Raw genomic sequence first — 19,032 nt, 5'->3', positions numbered from 1 at the left:
CCCGCTTCCCACTCCTCCAGCACCAATCCCCCACCCTAACAAACTGGAATCCAAAAAAGACAACCCAGGGTGATGACTACTCAAAGGGTCGATAAGCGGATTCGAATCCAGTGGTCACAGCCAGATTCCAAAGCCTTTTGTTCAGATAATATTTATCCCAGTCCATCAACTCCGAGGGATCGATTCCGTCGGTAATATAGCGGCTGAAATCCCAGATCGTTTCTTTGATGTCCGGGGAACCCGCCTCAGCGATCATCTGCAGAGTGGTAATGATTCCTTCCATGACAGAGAGATCACCGGAGGCATAATGTCTGATCTGGTAAAAGCTTTTATATAGATAATAGGAAAAGTGCTCAAATCGGAGAATCAGCCGTAATTGACCGTTGTCGTCATAATGGTAGGGCCGGACGATCGAATAACCACTCAGCGTGGTCAAAATGGTGCCGATGCGGTTGATGCAGTTCAGGGCGGTGTGTGGGTCATTAATTCCCGGAGATACCGCGCGAAGGGCGATTTCCACCAGTTGTTGCAGTCCGAATTCAATATCTTGCACTGTGGTTCGCTCGTTTCCCAACACAATCAAGTCCAGATACTCCTGGATGCGGATCTCTTTTTCGGAGCCCCTTCGATAAGAGAAAATCTGTCCACCTTTGGTGACAAAATCCCCTACCGATCGTTCCATCGAGATCATGACGTCATCCCTTGCCGCGATGGAGATTAAACCCGCCACATCGATATATTGAATATACCCCGAGTCCCGGGCGACAACCGATTGAAGGTCTGCGATGTGCGAGAGATCGGCATTTTCCGGGGGCATTTCCTTCCCCAACACGGTTTCAAAATGGGAGGCGATACTGCTGAGCGTCCGTTCCGTCACTTGGCTGATTAAGTTGTTCACCTGGATCCAAGTGGCCACATGATGGATGAAATAAACAAAAAAAGCGAGACAGGCAACCGCGACATTGACCGCAAAGGTGGGAGTGATCAATAAGCTTTTCGGCTTGGCTTGGTTTAAAAAAAGCAGGATAAACAGGATGTAAATGAAACCGGCCACAAACACCCCCAGTACTCGCTGTGTGATCTTGTCCGAGATAAAGTTTTGGAGCGTACGGGGTGAATATTGAGAGGTATAGGTAGTCAAAACGACCATGATCGATGAAAAGGTGATGGTGATCATGGTGAAGATGGCGACGGCAAGGGAGCTTAATATGATCTTTGCCAAATCGACGTCCGTGAGCAAAGCCCGAAAAAACCAGATTTTTTTCTGCTGCAACGTTAATGTCCGATCCAATTCCACCGTGATGTATGCGCCATACAACGCGATCGCGCTGAACAGAACCGGTATGAACCAAAAATTTTGTCTCAAGCGAAGCCAGAACTTCATCACCGTCACGGCCTCTCATCCCTTTCACCGACCTGTATTCTTTTATGCCCATCTGCTTGCTGATTTATAAAAATGAAGGGCTCGATGGATGCCTTTATCCTATTCCCTACACGAAAAGTCTGGATTTCCTGCTCTTGCTCCTCCAAACATAAAATATACCGCTCTTCTTTTGACATTAAAAAAGATAGACGATTACAGAGATATGATCACCGTATCCGCCCTTTCCCACTACGGCAAACCCCCTGACTAGCGGATCAGTTTCTGATGTAAATAAATTACAAAAGTTTCTTCATTATTTTTATCTACTATTTTTTTAATATAGAGATTGAAAGAAGAGAGATTGTTCGATATACTATGAATCGTCACAACAATTGGTATATACATCTAGACGACAGAACCAAAACAGAGAAAGGAAAGCGCTTACTTTTCAGAGGGGGTTGTTGTCCTTTTATTCAAAATATTTGAAATGGAGTGAATCGAAATGGCTGACTGGTTTCAATCCCTTCGCTCCCAGCCGCGCAAGACTTGGTTTTGCCTGTTGATGGCCTTCGTTTTGTTGATTCCCTTGATGGGACAATCCTCTGCCTCCGTGGCAGCCGCAGCCGAACCTCCCGGAAAGCCGGCACTGAACCACACCCACTGGAACAACGATGGAAACTACAAGGTGGAAATGAACCTCTGGTGGGGAGTCAACGGTACCTCCTGGAAGCTGTATGAAAACGGGCGTCTCATCCACACGGAAAACCTGAACGAAAACTCACCTAACCCCCAGTACGCGTTTGTCCAATTTCGAAACAAGCCCTCTGGCACCTACCAGTATCGGGCGGAACTGATCAACAGCGCAGGTTCCACTTCCAGTGAAACGATTTCGCTCCGGGTAAACGGCGGAGGCGGCGGAGAAGAGGACAAGGAAGCCCCCACAGCCCCCGCCAACCTGCGGGTCGCTTCCACTACCGCTACCTCGGTCTCCCTGCGGTGGGAGGCGTCCAAGGACAACGTCGGTGTGACGGGGTACCATGTGTACCGCGGAGATACCGAAATCGCCACCGTCCAAACCCCTTCGTTTACGGACACCGGATTAAATCCGGATACCTCCTACACCTATACCGTGAAAGCATTTGACGCTGCAGGAAATGTCTCCGCCGCCAGCAATGCCGTCACAGCCCGTACGCAAAAGGAAGACAGCAACGGCAACTCCCAGCACAAGATCATCGCCTATTACCCCGGCTGGGCCACCTACGACCGCAATTACCAAGTAACCGACATCGACGCTTCCAAAGTGACCCATATCAACTACGCTTTCGCCAATATCGCCAACGGGGAAATCGTGGTGGGGGACACCTATGCGGACACGGACAAGTTTTTCCCCGGGGATTGTTGGGAACCCGGCTGTAAGCGGGGCAATTTCAACCAATTGAACAAACTGAAACAGCGGCATCCCCACCTGAAAACCCTCATCTCCGTAGGGGGATGGACTTGGTCCGGCAATTTCTCCGACGCCGCCCTCACCGATGCGTCCCGTACCAAGTTTGCCAACAGCGCTGTCCGCTTTGTCCGGGAGTGGGGATTCGACGGGGTGGATCTGGACTGGGAGTATCCCGTATCCGGGGGATTGCATCCGGGCCGGCCGGAGGACAAGCGCAATTTCACCCTGTTGTTGCAAAAAGTACGGGAGAAGCTGAATGAAGCGGGCCGGGCAGACGGAAAGCAATACCTGCTGACCATCGCCTCCGGGGCCGGACCCAACTATGTGCAAAACACTGAGCTGGATCAGGTCCAGCGCCATCTCGACTGGATCAATATCATGACTTACGACTTCCATGGAAGCTGGGAACAGATGAGCGGCAACAACGCCCCCCTCTTCCGCGATCCTGCTGATCCTTTCCCGCAGGCCAACACCTTTAACGTGCAGGCCGCAGTACAAGGCCACTTAAACGCCGGCGTTCCGGCCAGCAAGCTGATCATGGGCCTTCCCTTTTACGGCCGGGGCTGGACCGGCTGCGGCTCCGCCAACAACGGCCTGTACCAGAATTGTTCCGGCCCCTCCCAGGGCACATGGGAACCCGGTGTGTTGGACTATACCGATATCAAAAACAACTATGTAAACAAAAACGGGTTTACCCGCTATTGGAATGACGCTGCCAAAGTACCCTGGCTGTTCAACCCTCAGACGGGAACCTTTATCTCCTACGACGATGAGGAATCCATCGGCCACAAAACCCGCTTCATCAAAGAGCAGAGGTTGGCAGGCGCCATGTTCTGGGAACTCTCCGCCGACCGCAACCACGAACTCCTGGCCAAAGTCCGCCGGGACCTGCCATGACAAACCATCCCCGCAGGGTAAATCCTGCGGGGGTTTTTTTATGATTGTCAACTTCCCGCACCAGGGCGTGAAACTTCTTTTTACTTCCGACACCCACCCTGATAAAATGATTGAAAGGTTTTAATCTTCGTTCCAACATTTATTGGACTTTCCATCAAAGGAGGCATGGACCATGGGAGAGACCGTCTCACAAAACAGATGGGACGCCCAACTGTATGATGACAAAATCTATTTCGTCTCCCATATGGGAAAAGGGGTCGTGGACTTGCTTCATCCCCAGCCGGGAGAACGCATTTTGGACATCGGATGCGGAACGGGAGATCTCACATTCGAAATCGCCCAATCCGGAGCGCTTCCCGTCGGCATCGACTTGGCCCCGTCCATGATTGAAACGGCGAAACGAAAGCATCCCGACATCCCCTTTGCGGTGAAAAACATGGTTCACTACCAAACGTCGGAACCGTTTGACGCGGTTTTTTCCAATGCCGCTCTCCACTGGGTGAAACAAGCCTCTCAAGCGGTGGAAGCCGTATGGCGCGCCTTGCGGCCCGGCGGTCGGTTTGTCGCCGAGTTTGGCGGCAAGGATAATGTAGCCGCGATCATGCGCGGGATCGGAAACGGACTCGCCCCCTACGGTTTATCCGCCTCCGACCGGAATCCGTGGTATTTTCCCAGTATCGGCGAATACAGCACCCTGTTGGAGAAGCAGGGTTTTCGTGTCACATACGCCATCCATTTTGACAGGCCGACCCCGCTTCCCGATGGGACCGATGGATTGAGACACTGGCTGGATATGTTTGCGGACGATTTCTTTTCTGATCTGTCACCTTCGGATCGGGAGGACCTCTATCACGTAATCCAAGAAGACGTAGAAGCCGAATTAATGAAAGACGGAACCTGGTATGCGGATTACAGGCGGATTCGAATCGCCGCTGTGAAGGAATAGAAGTTGGATGATGAAGGGATGGTTGGAGCGTTCATACTAGATCAAATTTGAGGTTTTTGCTGTTTAAAAGCACTTCCATAGGGTGGGAGTGTTTTTCTTTACACTGTCTACCAGTTTGTTACGATTAAAGAGAATGAGGATCCATGCGAGAGGAGTGATGAGGTGGCCAAGTTTGTTCTTCCTGGAGGATCTGGTTTTTTGACGAGATGGGCTCCGCCGGCCCCCACTCCGATGGTGTGGCTGGGCGCCCATCTGGTGATGCGGGCCGACCCCGGTCTGGCCTTGACCGGACGAAATTGCATTCCTCAGAAATTCCTGGACGAAGGGTTCCGGTTTCAACACACCGACCTGGAAGCGACCCTCCGGGGACTGACATCCTGAACTTCATCCATATATCAAATAAGGACGTTTCCCCACACCGTGTCAAACTCGGCGGGAAACGTCCTTGTTTTGTCGGAACCCGTTGCCCTTTCTTCAGGCCACATCCTCCTCATCCCCCTCCTCCTGAGATGATTCCTCTTGGGGCGGCTCTTCCGGTGGATTCCCGGGGGAGGGTGTACCCCCGGGTTCCTCCGGTTCCTCTTCTGAATCATCGTCACCGGGATCCGGATGAGGGGGATTCGGCTGCTCTCCGGCTTCGTTGTCCCGGTCCTCTCCATCATCGGGATCCCCCCCTCCGCGGTCATTCCCGGGTGATCCCGGCCCTGACGGATCGCGGGATTCCGGCGTTCCCGTCTGCTCGGATCCATCCCGTCCTCCTTTGCCCTCGGAGGCGGATCCATTGTTTTCCTCCGGCGTATCCGGTTCTTCTCCCGGCAACGGTTCAAAGGCGTCACTTTCCGGCTCCACCCGCTCCAGCGCAGGCGGAATCACTTTTATCTGGGGATCGGCTTCCGGGTTGGAATAAAGGCTCACCGTGATAAATCCGGCCCCCGACTCCGTCCGAATCAGGATGGGATGGTTGAGGGAGTTTCGAAACCGAAAATCTCTCTCCCCTTCTCCCCATCGCACAAATGCATCCCTTCCGACAGCCACGTAACTGTCACGGTCACTGTAAGTATGACGTTCAATGATTTCAAGGCTTATTTGATCGACCGTGTTAAACAACGTGGATGCCGTCTGGGACACTCCCCCGCCAGGGATCTCGTGAGGGGTACCGTCCACTGTCCGAACAACCGCATTATAGTCACTCCCTTCTCCCACTTCGCCGAGAAAGGAGACGGTTTCACCGGGGTTGATCACCCGGCCGTCCAACACTTCGGCCGAACGGATGATATTGGCCGTTCTTTCTTCCTGGGCGGAATCAAACCAGGTGGTAAAACGAGCCCATTCCTGCTGATCCACACCGTGAAAGTCTTCTTCCTTCACCTGAGGTTCCACCTGCACCATCGGTGCCGGCTGGGGACGATCCACGACTCCTTCCAGCTGTTTCAGCCATTCCTCCTCGATCATATCCACATCCAAAACCGTCCCGGGTTTACTTCTCTCGATCGGCTCTCCCCATCGCTCCATCCGGGCGTTCTTGGGGGGCCGGTCCACTTCTTGCGCCACCGACTCCAACCAGGCACGCAACTGTTGACGATCCACACTTTCTATCCGTTCCCCGTCATAACCGACACGGGTCAAATCCAGCGTCCATGTTTTTTGGTTATGAGTGAGGATCAGTTGGGGACCGGGGGAAAACCAATTCTCTTGCCACCCCCACCCGATCAAACCCATCAACAAGACCACGATCAAAGACAGGGTGACGGGCCACAGGCGACGACGCGGAGGCGCTTCCCTCTTCTCGGATGGAAGTGGGGCCGGCTCCTCCTTTTTCCCACCCATTATTTCCTCTTCCCGTTCCTCCTCTTCATCATCGCCGGTTCTCACCACCTCCACCTCGGGTAACTGTCGCAACGCCCGCTCGTCAACCGGCGGTCGATCGACGATCTCCACCTTCCGTTTAGAGGGATGGTCTGATTTGTCTGATTTTTCCATCGAAAAACCCCCTTCATTTCCGTCCCCACACTCTTTTCTCCTCTCATGGGTCTATCTCTATTTTTTTATATGGTCTCTATTATGGTAACGGGGATGACTGGCCGGATTCCATACAACCTTCGGTCTAGATCGGTACCGTCAGCGTTCCAGCTGACAAACATGCAAAACCCCCATCCCGTATACAGGGACAGGGGTAGGGGAATCACCGTGCCGATCTGGGACCATTCCGATTATAGGTCTCAAATGCGCCTAACGGGACATTTTTTAATACCGTGCCGTCACCATTTTCTTGCGGGTGTAAAACTCCACTCCGTCCCGGCCGTTGGCGTGCAAGTCGCCATAGAATGAATCCTTCCAGCCGGAAAAGGGGAAGAAGGCCATCGGGGCGGGAACCCCCACATTGACACCCAACATACCGGCATCCGCCTCCTCCCGGAATTGGCGAACGGCTCTGGCACTGTCGGTGTAAATGCACATGCCGTTTGCAAAGCGGGACTGGCTGGCGATTTGGATGGCTTCGGTCAGATCGTGGGCCCGCACCACCGACAGAACCGGGGCGAAGATCTCGTCCTCCCAAATGGTCATGCCGGGTTTGACATCATCAAAAATAGTGGGACCCACAAACCAGCCCTCCTCAAGCAGATTGTCTGCCCGGCCGTCCCGAACCAGACGGGCCCCTTCTTTTTCCCCGTTTTCGATGTAACTCAGCGTGCGCTCCTTATGCGTATCCCGGATCACCGGGCCGAGGAAGACGTCCTCTTCCAGCCCGTTCCCGATTGTGATCTCATCCGAAGCTTTCGTCAGCCGATCCACCAGTTCATCGGCAATGTCTCCAACGGCCACCACGACGGAGCAGGCCATGCAGTGCTCCCCGGCGGAACCGAAGGCAGCTCCTACGATCCCTTTCACGGCGGTATCCAGGTTGGCGTCGGGCATCACCACGGAGTGGTTTTTGGCACCGGCCAGGGCCTGAGCCCGCTTGCCGTTGGCGGAGGCACTTTTGTATACGTATTCTGCCACCGGTTGGGAACCGACAAAGGATACGGCCTTGATTGTTGGATGTTCCAGGATGATGGAAAGCCAATCTTCTCGTTCCAACTGATTCATACCGGGTCCACTCCTTTCTTCCATCGCGGATCAGCGCGGCTGCTCCACTTTTCCCATGATGTTTCCGTCCTTGGGGGCGATATGTTGGAAGTCGTGATCGATTTGAAATTTCCACGTCCGATGGTGCCCGGCCATCACATTGAGGTAATAGGAGGAAAACCCAGGGGGGGCCGTAACCGGATGATAACCCCGTGGAACCATCACCACATCCCCGTCCCGCGGCGTGAGAACCTCATCCAGGCCCTGTTTGTCGTACACCCGTTGCCACGCCTGTCCATGGGATGGATGAAGCCGATGATAATACGTCTCTTCCAGGTAGGCCTCCTCGGCGGATTCGGTGTCGTGCTTATGAGGAGGAAAACTGGACCAGTTGCCGGCAGGCGTCACCACTTCCACCAGCAGCAGCTTGGCCGCCGGATGATGCTCATCCAGGATATGGCGGATATAGCGCCGGGTATTTCCCTCTCCCCGTCGCTCATAGGGGATATCGGCGGGGGTGATGCGGCGGACCGGGCCCGTTCCTTCCTCCGTCACGGCTGTCGCCACCGCCACTTCACACCTGGTGGCAGCTTCCACCTCCACCTCTGTACCGGGAGGCGCATACACCCCTTCCGGAGATTTATCTTCGAAAACGGAGGTACGCATGCCGACGGACGAAAAGGCTTCCCCTCCCGCCCGGATGTGGCAGGTTCCTTCCAACACGATGACGGCAAGTTCCACACCGGACGCCTCCCGCCGGATCGACTCTCCTTTTTTCAACCGGTACACTTCAAAGCCCGTATAAGTCCACCCCGCACGTTCCGGGGTCACTTGAACGATCGGTTGGCTTCCCGTTGTTTGCGCATTTGCCTGTGCCAACAGCATCGCCATGATGGATCATCCTTTCTTCCCCAATTTCGCCGGAGCAGAAGGTGCTCCCGGCTCCTTCATCGATCCACGTTCCCTCCTATCGATGATTTACCGAGATAATAGATCGAATCGTCGCATCAATGTAATCCTTGGCCATCTTGGCATAGGTGTGAGGATGGGCCACCGCCGGGTCCTGCTCCGCTTCTACGATCCACCAACCGTCGTAGCCGCGGTCAATCAGTTCCTGAAAGATCGGTTTAAAATCGATACAGCCTTCCGGATCACCGGGAACCGTAAACAGCCCTTTGACTACAGCGGTGCGAAAGTCCAGCTTCTCTTTTCTGACTCTGTCCAACACTTCACGGCGAACATCTTTCAAGTGAACATATGGAATCCGATCTCGATATTTTTTCAGCAGTTCCAGCGGGTCGTACCCTCCAACCAAGGCATGACCCGTATCAAACAACAAGTGGACGCGGGCGGGATCGGTGGACGCCATTAAACGATCAATCTCCGCCGCCGTTTCTACGACCGTGCCCGCATGGAAATGATAGAGCAGCTGCATCCCCTGTTCGTGACAGAGGTCCGCCGCCCGGTGCAGTCCCTCCACCAGGGATTCCCATTCGCTGTCGGTCAGATTTTGAATGGACATCTCGTCTTCCGGACGCCGGGGATCCCAATGCATGGAACCGCCCATTTCACACGTGATCACATGCTCACAGCCCATTTCTTTTAGGTAGGTAACCCATTTTCCAAAGGAATGCAGCTCTTCTTCGAGGCGGCTCGCATCGGAAAATAGCGTCCCTACAAATTTGCTGGCGAGCTGGATGCCGTACTCGTCCAATTTGGCTTTCAGCGATGCGGGGTCTTGCATAAACAGCCGTCCCATTTCCGTAAAACGATAGCCGATCGCGGCCATTTCCGATAACACCTGATCTTGTGTATGGTGATCACCGAGACCGGGTATGTCATCATTCACCCAGCTGATGGGAGCGATTCCGATGCGATAAGAATGGTTTGGCGATGGATTCACTGCCGTTTCTCCCCTCTTTTCTTTTTCTATTAATATTTTCGTTCTTTTTTCAGGTTCTTTACTTTGTTTTGATAGGCTTTTTGCACGTTCGGATTATGGCCAATCACCAAATCCGCCTCTTTTGCCATGACGTGAAGTCATGTGGTTGTTCAATCTGCTGAAGAGCGGGATCCGGCTGTCTGGTGGCAAATGTATCGCCGGGAAAAAGCAGCAGCGGTATGTTATTGGCGGAAGCCGTCGCAGCGGCCGTCACCATATTGGCCGAGCCCGGACCGATGGAGGAGGTGCAGGCCATGATTTGCTTCCGGTGTTTTTGCTTTGCAAATGCCATGGCTGCTTGCGCCATCCCCTGTTCGTTTCTACCCTGGTACACTTCCAGATCCCCAGGGTCCTCTTCCAACGCCTGTCCGAGTCCCAGCACGTTCCCATGGCCAAAGATGGTGAAGATCCCTTTGACCAGCTTTTCTTCCTTTCCATCAAATTCAACCACCTGCTGATTTAAAAAGCGAATGATCGCTTGCGCCGTGGTCAATCGAATCGTCATTCTTCCCGACCTGCCTTTTCATGGATATTTAAGCGCTTCACCTTCTGTCCAAACATAATAGGGTCATCCCGCTTCAAACGGTTGTCTTACCATCTTCTCTGTCGTCTCTTTTCCCATTTGGATCGTCCGATCCGCATCCCATTCCCAATATTCCGGCCGAAACAATTCAATCGACGCCATTTCCCCGTACCCGATCTCTTTTAAGGTATCGAGGATCCGTTTCAAAGGAATCGCTCCTTCTCCCGGCCACACACGATGATGGTCCCGTAATGAACCGATGGGGAGATCTTCACAGTCGTCGATATGAAACAAAAATATGTTGTCGGGGTCTGCCTGTTGCAGATCGCGGATATCGGAGTTCATGGCGTAAAAGTGAAAGCAGTCCAGAACCAGCCCCACACTCTCCCGATTGACCGCTTCCACGATGTCATAGGCTTGACCAAAGGTATTGACCGAACAATTGGGATAGCCGCAAAATTCCAAGGCGATCTGAACCCCATAGGGTTCCGCCTGATCGTCGGAGTTTCGGCAAATCTAGGAAGACCTCAAATTTTTATGTGAGACGGGGGAAGTGATGAGCTGTAAAAAGGTCGTAGCGTTTATCTTCCAGCTCTTCGCCCTTTGCTAGTTTCACGGCGGTTTCTATCACGCTCTTCCCTTGTCCCACCGGATCTTGGAAAGCGGAAACCTGCAGCTCTCCAGACTCCACATACTCCAGTGCATCCGGTGTTCCGTCAATCCCTGCGACGATGGTATCGTCCAGTTTATTTGCCGCCTTTAGTGCACTGATCGCTCCAATCGCCATCTCATCGTTATTGGCTACGACGGCGTCAATTTTGGTACCCCGCGGTAAGCATGAGAGTGAGCCCTCCCCATCAATCGGTAGCCGACCATCCCCACCCGTATCTGTTTTTTTCTCATGTCTCCCCATCCTTACATGAAGAGTGATTGTTGAAGGAATAAAAAAGCGATTTTATCGGTCATCAAACTCTCTGTCTAAAATTAATGCTTTTTCCTGATTTAGCGCTTTCATAAATGGCTTCCAGCAGTTGAATCGAACGAAACCCATCTTCAGCGGTTACGGGAGGTTCCGTCCCCTGGACGATCGCATCGATGAACAAGCGATCTTCCTCGGCATATCCCCACTTATCCTCTACCGACAGTTGGTAAAAGTCGCTGATCTGAGCGGGTTGATTCAAACCGGGGGAAACCATCACCTTCTCCAATTCCTGTGTGGCAATGGTGGAGTATTTTCCGTACACTTCCACACTTTCAAAGGGAAAACTCCATCCGGCGTGTGCATAGGTGACAAAGTTGGCGATTACTCCCGATTCGAAGGTGAGCATAATCGCAAACGTATCCAACTCCGACTCCGAGAGATTTTGTCTTGCCTCACAATGTACGGTTTGTACTTCTCCAAATAAGTACCGGGAAAGGTCCATGAGATGAAACGGTGTTTCGTACAGGAACCCTCCTGTAATCTGGGGATTGGCCGTCCAAGCGGGGTTAAGCAGTTCTCCCCGGTTCATCTTGATGTGGGCCAAGTATGGGGTGAGCTCACCGGAAACGATGCTTTCTTTTACCTTCTTATACACGGATGCATAACGCCGGTTCATCCCCAAATTGTATACGGCTTTCGATGCGGCAGCCGCTTCCTTGATTTGCTGTGCTTCCGCCAACGAGGTGGCCATCGGTTTTTCCGAAAAAACATGAACATGGTTTTGCAGGCATTGGAGTACGGGTTCCACATGTAACGTATTGGGGGTGGTGACATAGACCGCATCCACACCGAGATCAAACAGCGCTTCGATACTTCCAACGGCCTTCGCATTTCCTACTTCTTTTGCCAAGGAAACGGCTCTTTCTTCGGAAATATCCCCGATGCCGACAATGGTCACGCGCTCATCTTTTTTCAGAATCGAGGTGTGCACCTTGGCAATCCCGCCTGCTCCCAAAATTCCGATTTTTAATTCGGGCATGTTTTCCCCTTCTTTCAAGGTTCAGTTTTTTGCCGGAAGGAAAAATCCCTGAATATAAGCGCTTACAAATCGATGATTTTGCTTGTCCCGATGATTTCATGATCTGTTTCTTAAGCGCTTAACACGAGGGTAGCAAGGATTTGAAAAAAAGCAATGGAGATCGTTGACAAAACCGTTCTCCTATCTAAACCTTGTTCGTTGATGGATACGTACCGGTCGATTTTCGGGCAATTAACTGAGGGAGCATCACAATGCGTTGTTTTGTTTTGCTCTTTCCTTCGATCTCTTCGATGAGTAAATCGACCACTTGGGTACACATGTCCTGAATCGGCTGTTCAACGGTTGTCAAGGGAGGATCGCTGCTTTTGGACAACAGGGTATTGTCAAACCCGGCGATGGACAGATCCTCCGGAATGCTTAATTCTTTTTCTCGCGCAGCAAAAATGGTTGCAATCGCCAATATGTCATTACAGGCAAAGATGGCGGTCGGCGGATCGGAAACACCCAACAACTCTGCCGCCAGATGTTCTCCATTTTCAGAACTCAAGTCCGTCAGGGCGATCCTGTCTTCACCAATCTCCAATCCGTGATCCCGCATTGCCTGCTTATATCCGCGAATCCGGTCCTGACTGCTGGTGGCCCCTTCTCCGATCACCGCTATTTTTTTATGGCCGAGACAGATCAGGTGGGAAGTCACTTCATACCCTCCGGCAAAGTCATCCACTTTTACACTGCTGACCGATACGGAAGGGTGGGATTCGGCCAGAAGGACAACCGGAATCTGTTCCTGGAGTAATTCTCTTATCACTTCCACGCTTTTAAAGCCGCCGGCCAATATAAAGCCATCTACACTCTTTTGTTTCAACAGTGAAATGGTGCGCGCCTCTTTTTCCTCGTTAAAATCGGTGCTGCAGATGACCAGGTTAAAGCCCCGTTCAAGGGCGCGGTCTTCCACCCTGCGTGCCATCTCCGCGACGAAAGGGTTTGCCAAATCCGGCAACAGAAATCCGATGGTGGTGGTTCGCTTCCCCGTCAAAGCCGAAGCGAGAACACTCGGCTTATAGTTCAGCTTTTCCATCGCTTTTAACACTTTTTCCTTGGATTTCTTCCCCACTTTTTGATTGTTCAGTACATAGGAAACGGTGGCGATGGATACACCCGCTTCCTTTGCTACATCATAGATCGTCGGTCTCATGGATCTCATGCCTTTCCTTCAATCCGTTCACACCGAGGCGGTCTCGCCTCCCGGTGAGATTTAAGCGCTTATATAGAAGCTTATCAACACACCGGGATAAAAGCAATGACGATCACGAACAAACGGTGCCCAATGGGACGGTCGTTCCTGTCTGATACGCTTTCGTGGCGGCAATCGAGATCTCCAGCGCAATCTTTCCGTCATACTCATCTACCAGCGGTTTTTGATTATCTCTTAAGCATTCAATAAAGGAGACCATCTCACCTAAGTAGGCATCCCGAAACTGTGATGGAAAATCAGGAAGGATGTCATACGTACAGCCCTGATTCTTCAACAGTTTGATATCATGATGCCGCATCGAACCGATTTGAATCGCCCCTTCCGTTCCAATAATCTCGGCCCGGATATCATAGCCGTATGTGGCATTGCGGCTGGCCTCGATATCGGCTGCCGCACCGGAATCAAAGGTTAAATAGGTCAATGCCTGATCCACATCGTTATATTCGGCTACATACTGATTTTGCACGACACTCCCCAAAGCGGCAACCGTCTTCACTTCCGAACCCAAAAAGAACCGTGCGGCATCGTAATCATGAATGGAGAAGTCCAGGTACAACCCGCCGCTGTGTTTAATAAATTCCGGAGGAGGCGTGTTTCCGTCCCGGGTGATCCCTTTGAAGTAGAGGGGCTTGCCGATCTCACCCGCTTCGATTCTTCTTTTTGCCTCTATATAATTGGGATCAAACCTTCTCATAAAACCCACTTGGCAAAAGAGTTGGTTTTTCCGAATCGCTTCGATTGCCTCATCCGCTTCTTGCAGGGTTTGCGTAATCGGCTTTTCAACAAAGATGTGTTTTCCGTTGGCAGCGGCTTTTTTGATCATCTCCGCATGTGTACTGGTAGGAGTAACAATCACCACCGCATCGATCGCGGGATGTTCAAACACATCATTCGGGTTTTGGGACCATATCGGCACTCCCAGTTCCGTTGCGACCTGTTCCGCTCTTCCTTCTGACAGATCCGCCACCGCCGCTAATTCCGCCCCCTCCACTCTCGCAGAAATATTGGTGGCGTGCCAATACCCCAACCGTCCCAAGCCGATCACTGCACAACGAATGTTTCGCATGAACATATAACCCCTCATCATCGATTTTTGTAAGCGCTTTCCCAAATGAACAAAAAAGTACCCACGATAAGCGCTTCATTTTTTTTAATATCACAGCTGCATTTGTGCGAAGAGCGTATACGAGCATGGGTTGGTCGGGCTGGCAGGCTGTCTTCGATCTCTTGCAAAAAGCGCAAAGCGAGACCGGGAACGAAGTGACCCAGGCGAAACTTGTGCTCTGTGAGTGCAAAGGATCGCAGCCATCCCACCACCCTTCCTTCTCACATCTGCACCTGCTCTTTAAGTACAATGGCATAGGAGTGGATCAATCAAACAATCGTGAGATGATGACCGTAAGATTGGGTTTTCTCCATCCCCCTTTTCCTTAAGCGCTTCACTTTTTTGTAGTATAAATCACCCTTTCATTCATTGCAATAGTGTGAAAGATCTTTTTTCGGCAAGTGATTCCCGACTCATTCCAAAAAAGAAAAGCCCCCTTAAACCGAGGGCTTTTCCATCATCCCAACCATTCTCCTTCAAATACCACCGTCGCCGGTCCTGTCATATAGACCCGGCCGTCCTCTTCCCTCCAGTCGATATCCAGGTCGCCTCCCTTCAGCCGGACGCGGACGTTTCGCCGGGTCCGACCGGTCAGGACTCCTGCCACAACGGACGCGCAGGCGCCGGTGCCGCAGGCCCATGTTTGGCCGACGCCCCGCTCCCACACCCGCATGTCCAGTTGCGAGGGAGAGTGGACCGTCACAAATTCAACATTGGTTTTCTGGGGAAACAACGGATGGGTTTCCAAGCGGGGACCCCACTCGTCCACCGGAAACCGGGTCGCATCTTCCACAAAGATGACCGCATGGGGATTGCCCATGGAGACGCCGGTAAAGCGGAACGACTTGCCGTCCGCCTCCACCGGTTGATCCACCACCGTTTCTCCTTCCAGGGTGGTGGGGATCTGTTTTCCGCCCAGGATGGGGCGTCCCATATCCACCCGCACCCGGGTGCCGCCCGCTTCCAACCAGACCCGCTGAATCCCGGCGCGGGTCTCCACCGCCATCTCGTTCCGGGCACCGGAGATGCGTTCGTAATAATACCGCGCCACACAGCGGACAGCATTGCCGCACTGTTCCGGTTCGGAACCATCCGCGTTAAAGATCCGCATGGCGCAGTCTCCTGTATGTGAAGGAAGAATAAAGACCAAACCGTCGGCACCCGCCCCAAAGTGGCGGTCACACACCTTTTGCGCCAATACTTCGGGTTCTGTCGGCAGTGCGGCAGCGGATACCACAACAAAGTCGTTTCCCAATCCATGCATTTTCGTAAATTTCATCGGCTGCGGGCGATTGCATTGTCCTCGCCCTCCCCTCCCTTTCCCGTCACAATGGCGAAAGCGATCCAGGCGGCATGGAGCCGGACCGGATCGCTGGATGTACCCTTTATCCTTTTTTGAGCGTAACCCAGGAAGAGCGGGATTGCAATCCCATTCTCGAAAAGGAAATGCTCCATCAGGCAGCTCAACCTTCGTAATCTTTCAAGCTGAGAGCTCGGTCGGAGGCCAAGTGGAGCACCAGGGAGTGTCTGAATAATCCGTAGGGCGAGATCCCGGGGGCGGTATCGCTGTCTTCGTTTCGTTGCGAAATCGGTCCTCTTGCGTGTAACAGCGAACCAAAGACCAGACCGTCCCTCCCTTCTTTCACACGGGAAAATGGAACGTCCCGACAGGCCCTAAACGCTGGGTGACACCCGGCGCATCGGCCGCGCGATCTCGATGAGCCCCGCCAGCAGGGTGGGGATGGAGGCGGCAGCCAACACCAGGGCCCATTCCCGGAAGCCGAGGGCGACGGTGTGGAAGACGGGTTGGAAAGCGGGTACGTACATAACCACCAACAACAACAGCGCCGAGGAGAACACGGCCAGCACTAGCGCCATATTAGAAAATGGATTGCGGTGGAAAATCGATTGGCTGCTGCGACAGTCAAACACATAGATCAGTTGCGCCAGCACCAGGGTGGCAAAGGCGACGGTCTGGGCCCGTACCAGGTCGTCGGGCGCTTCGGAATAAGCCAGCCAAAACGCCCCCAAGGTAAAGGAGCCGATCAGGAATCCGCGGGTGAGAATTTTCCACCCCACCCCCCGTGCAAAGATACTCTCCCGGCTGTCCCGTGGTCGACGCTTCATCGTGTCTTCCTCGGCGGGATCCACGCCTAGAGCCATCGCCGGCAGCCCATCGGTAACCAGGTTTACCCACAAAATCTGAATAGGTACCAGAGGCAGCGGCATCCCCGCCAGCATCGCAAGAAACATCACCAGGATCTCGCCTACGTTGCTGGCCAGTAAGTAACTGATAAATTTGCGGATGTTGTCGTAGATGCTTCGCCCTTCTTCAATGGCGGACACGATCGTGGCAAAGTTATCGTCGGCCAGGATCAAGGAGGAGGCCTCCTTGGAAACATCGGTACCCATCACTCCCATGGCGATCCCGATATCCGCCGCCTTGATGGCGGGAGCATCGTTCACCCCGTCGCCGGTCATGGCCACCACGTGCCGCTCCCGCTGCAACGCCTTCACAATCCGCAGTTTATGTTCGGGTGAAACACGGGCATACACCTGGACGTCGTTTACCCGCTCCTGAAAAGCAGCATCGTCCAACTTTTGCAGATCGGCACCGGTCATGGTTAATCCGCCAGGGGTCAAGATGCCCAGTCTCTTCGCAATGGCCACAGCCGTTGTCTGGTGGTCCCCCGTGATCATCACCGTCCGGATCCCCGCTTGGCGGCAGGTGTGAATCGCATCCTTCACTTCTTCCCGGGGAGGATCGATCATTCCCGCCAACCCGACAAAAACCAGCTCCCGTTCAGCGGACGATTCCCGTTCCGGCATCGCCCCGCTCCACTCCCGGTAAGCAAAACCCAGGTTGCGGAGCGCCATCTTCGCCAGCTGTTCGTTGGTTTTCAGCGCTTCCTTTCGCAACGATTCCGTCAGGGGAATGATGCGACCTTCTTTCAGGATATGAGTACACCGGCCCAGCAGGACATCGGGGGCGCCCTTGGCCAGCAACAGCCGCTTCCCATTTCTGTTTTCCGCCAACACCGACATCATTTTCCGTTCCGAATCAAAGGGAAATTCACCGACCCGCTTCCACTCTGACGAAAGCGTTTTGCCCGTGAGACCGCCTTTGGCGCCAACGACCAACAACGCCCCTTCCGTGGGATCTCCGTCCACGTGCCAGCTTTCCTGTTTCCGCCGGAGCAGCCCTTCCCGTCCTTCTTTTCGGATGAGAGAGGTGTTGTTGCACAGGACGGCGATCTCCAACAACCGCTTCAAGTGGGGATCTTGACGCGGGTGGATCCCCTTGCCACCCGCAGTAAATTTCCCTTCCGGAACATATCCGGATCCGCTGACCTCCATCGTCCGACCGCCCACCCACAGGTGGGTGACGGTCATTTTGTTTTGCGTAAGCGTACCGGTCTTGTCCGAACAAATGACGGATGCACACCCCAAGGTTTCCACCGAGGGCAATTTTCGTACAATCGCCCGCCGCCGGATCATACGCTGCACACCAAGAGCCAAAGCGATGGTGACGATCGCGGGCAACCCCTCCGGGATGGCGGCCACGGCCAAACTCACCCCGGCCAAAAACATCTTATAGGCGTCATGGCCGTGGATAATTCCCGTCAGTACCACCACTGCCGTCAAAAAGATGGCGACGGTGATCAAAATCTTTCCCAGCTGTTCCAACCGGTTTTGCAGGGGCGTCTGCATCGTCTCCGTCGTCTGGATCAGGTGGGCGATCCGCCCCATCTCCGTCTCCATCCCCGTATGAACCACCACACCGCTTCCCGCCCCCCGAACGGCCATGGTACCTAAAAACGCCATGTTTTTGCGGTCCCCCAGCGGGATATCCCCCCCAGTGAGAACCGAGGCCGTTTTATTGACAGGAACCGATTCACCCGTGAGCGCCGACTCCTCAATATACAGGTTCTTCACTTCGATCAGACGAATATCCGCCGGAATGCGGTCTCCGCTCTCCAAAGAAACGAGATCCCCTGGAACCAGATTGGAAGCGGGGATCCGGATCCAGGCACCGTCGCGTTTGACCCGGGCAGTAGGAGCGGATAACTCCTTCAAAGCAGACAGCGACCGTTCCGCCCGGAATTCCTGGACAAACCCCAACACCGCATTCAACACCACAATGGCGATAATGGCGATGGCATCGGTGTACTCTCCCAGGAGGCCGGACACCAGTGTCGCTGCCAGCAGCACCAACACCATAAAATCTTTGAATTGGTTCAACAACAAAGCGATCAGGGACAACCTCTTCCCTTCCGCTAATTGGTTGGGCCCCACTCGCCGCAGGCGGGATTCCGCTTCACCTGCCTTCAACCCGTTCTCCGGATCAACGGCGAAGTGTTTCGTCAGCCTGTCCACATCCCAATCGAGATAACGGCTGCCTTGTGACACAGTCCCTCCCCCTTTGTCCCATCTCATGCCCCATCTTATTCAGACAGGCCTTAAAACATGCCAGGAAGAGTACAGGACCCCCTCAATCATGCTCGCATCGGAATCCAATTGACGGGT

General features: G+C 53.4%; 15 protein-coding genes and 2 pseudogenes. 3 read left to right on the top strand and 14 right to left on the bottom strand.

The features are described from left to right. Nucleotides 1-76: 76 nt before the first annotated feature. A complete protein-coding gene (locus JOE21_RS15385) occupies nt 77-1,384 on the bottom strand; it encodes a DUF2254 domain-containing protein (protein WP_309868288.1) in 1,308 nt (435 codons plus the stop codon). A 481-nt stretch (nt 1,385-1,865) separates the two neighbouring features. Between JOE21_RS15385 and JOE21_RS15380 the strand changes: the two genes are divergently transcribed. The 3 genes from JOE21_RS15380 to JOE21_RS15370 all read left to right on the top strand — a co-directional run bounded on the left by JOE21_RS15380 (nt 1,866) and on the right by JOE21_RS15370 (nt 5,034). Then, nucleotides 1,866-3,707, top strand: a complete 1,842-nt coding sequence (locus tag JOE21_RS15380; RefSeq protein WP_309868123.1) for a glycosyl hydrolase family 18 protein — start codon at nt 1,866-1,868, stop codon at nt 3,705-3,707. 172 nt (nt 3,708-3,879) lie between these two features. After that, nucleotides 3,880-4,653, top strand: coding sequence for a methyltransferase domain-containing protein (locus tag JOE21_RS15375; protein WP_309868121.1), 774 nt, complete (start codon nt 3,880-3,882; stop codon nt 4,651-4,653). A 198-nt stretch (nt 4,654-4,851) separates the two neighbouring features. Beyond that, nucleotides 4,852-5,034 (top strand): DUF1731 domain-containing protein, encoded by a 183-nt coding sequence (locus JOE21_RS15370; RefSeq protein ID WP_309868118.1) that lies wholly within the window; start codon nt 4,852-4,854, stop codon nt 5,032-5,034. A 93-nt stretch (nt 5,035-5,127) separates the two neighbouring features. Here the strand turns inward: JOE21_RS15370 and JOE21_RS15365 are convergent, their stop codons facing one another. The 13 genes and pseudogenes from JOE21_RS15365 to JOE21_RS15305 all read right to left on the bottom strand — a co-directional run bounded on the left by JOE21_RS15365 (nt 5,128) and on the right by JOE21_RS15305 (nt 18,942). Beyond that, nucleotides 5,128-6,633, bottom strand: coding sequence for a VanW family protein (locus JOE21_RS15365; protein WP_309868115.1), 1,506 nt, complete (start codon nt 6,631-6,633; stop codon nt 5,128-5,130). Nucleotides 6,634-6,897: 264 nt separating this feature from the next. Beyond that, nucleotides 6,898-7,704 (bottom strand): annotated as a pseudogene (locus JOE21_RS15360) (aldehyde dehydrogenase family protein); the annotation flags it as partial. A 66-nt stretch (nt 7,705-7,770) separates the two neighbouring features. Further along, on the bottom strand, nt 7,771-8,610 hold the full coding sequence (iolB, locus tag JOE21_RS15355) for a 5-deoxy-glucuronate isomerase (RefSeq protein WP_309868112.1): 840 nt from the start codon (nt 8,608-8,610) through the stop codon (nt 7,771-7,773). A 76-nt stretch (nt 8,611-8,686) separates the two neighbouring features. Further along, nucleotides 8,687-9,622 (bottom strand): myo-inosose-2 dehydratase, encoded by a 936-nt coding sequence (gene iolE / locus JOE21_RS15350; protein ID WP_309868110.1) that lies wholly within the window; start codon nt 9,620-9,622, stop codon nt 8,687-8,689. Nucleotides 9,623-9,752: 130 nt separating this feature from the next. Further along, a pseudogene (locus tag JOE21_RS15345) lies at nt 9,753-10,166 on the bottom strand (thiamine pyrophosphate-binding protein); the annotation flags it as partial. 63 nt (nt 10,167-10,229) lie between these two features. Continuing rightward, entirely contained in the window at nt 10,230-10,700 is a 471-nt protein-coding gene (locus JOE21_RS15340; RefSeq protein ID WP_309868286.1) for a sugar phosphate isomerase/epimerase family protein, read from the bottom strand. Nucleotides 10,701-10,719: 19 nt separating this feature from the next. Further along, complete coding sequence (locus tag JOE21_RS15335) at nt 10,720-10,971, bottom strand: substrate-binding domain-containing protein (RefSeq protein ID WP_309868107.1); 252 nt, start codon at nt 10,969-10,971, stop codon at nt 10,720-10,722. A 178-nt stretch (nt 10,972-11,149) separates the two neighbouring features. Then, nucleotides 11,150-12,145 carry a Gfo/Idh/MocA family protein gene (locus JOE21_RS15330; RefSeq protein ID WP_309868104.1) on the bottom strand — a complete coding sequence of 332 codons (996 nt, stop codon included), beginning with the start codon at nt 12,143-12,145 and terminating at the stop codon, nt 11,150-11,152. A 184-nt stretch (nt 12,146-12,329) separates the two neighbouring features. Next, nucleotides 12,330-13,340: a LacI family DNA-binding transcriptional regulator gene (locus tag JOE21_RS15325; RefSeq protein ID WP_309868099.1), complete on the bottom strand. Its 1,011-nt coding sequence runs from the start codon at nt 13,338-13,340 to the stop codon at nt 12,330-12,332. Nucleotides 13,341-13,452: 112 nt separating this feature from the next. Then, a complete protein-coding gene (gene iolG / locus JOE21_RS15320; RefSeq protein WP_309868096.1) occupies nt 13,453-14,466 on the bottom strand; it encodes an inositol 2-dehydrogenase in 1,014 nt (337 codons plus the stop codon). Nucleotides 14,467-14,962: 496 nt separating this feature from the next. Next, entirely contained in the window at nt 14,963-15,784 is an 822-nt protein-coding gene (dapF, locus tag JOE21_RS15315; protein WP_309868094.1) for a diaminopimelate epimerase, read from the bottom strand. Further along, a complete protein-coding gene (locus tag JOE21_RS15310; RefSeq protein WP_309868092.1) occupies nt 15,781-15,960 on the bottom strand; it encodes a hypothetical protein in 180 nt (59 codons plus the stop codon). Before JOE21_RS15310 ends, dapF begins: the two co-directional genes overlap by 4 nt. Before the next feature lie 219 nt (nt 15,961-16,179). After that, a complete protein-coding gene (locus tag JOE21_RS15305) occupies nt 16,180-18,942 on the bottom strand; it encodes a calcium-translocating P-type ATPase, SERCA-type (RefSeq protein WP_309868090.1) in 2,763 nt (920 codons plus the stop codon). Nucleotides 18,943-19,032 lie beyond the last annotated feature (90 nt).

Origin of the sequence: Desmospora profundinema (assembly GCF_031454155.1) — a bacterium.
Taxonomy (GTDB): domain Bacteria; phylum Bacillota; class Bacilli; order Thermoactinomycetales; family DSM-45169; genus Desmospora; species Desmospora profundinema.
Note: the sequence above shows the minus strand (reverse complement) of the source record. Positions and strands in the feature narration are given on the sequence as shown.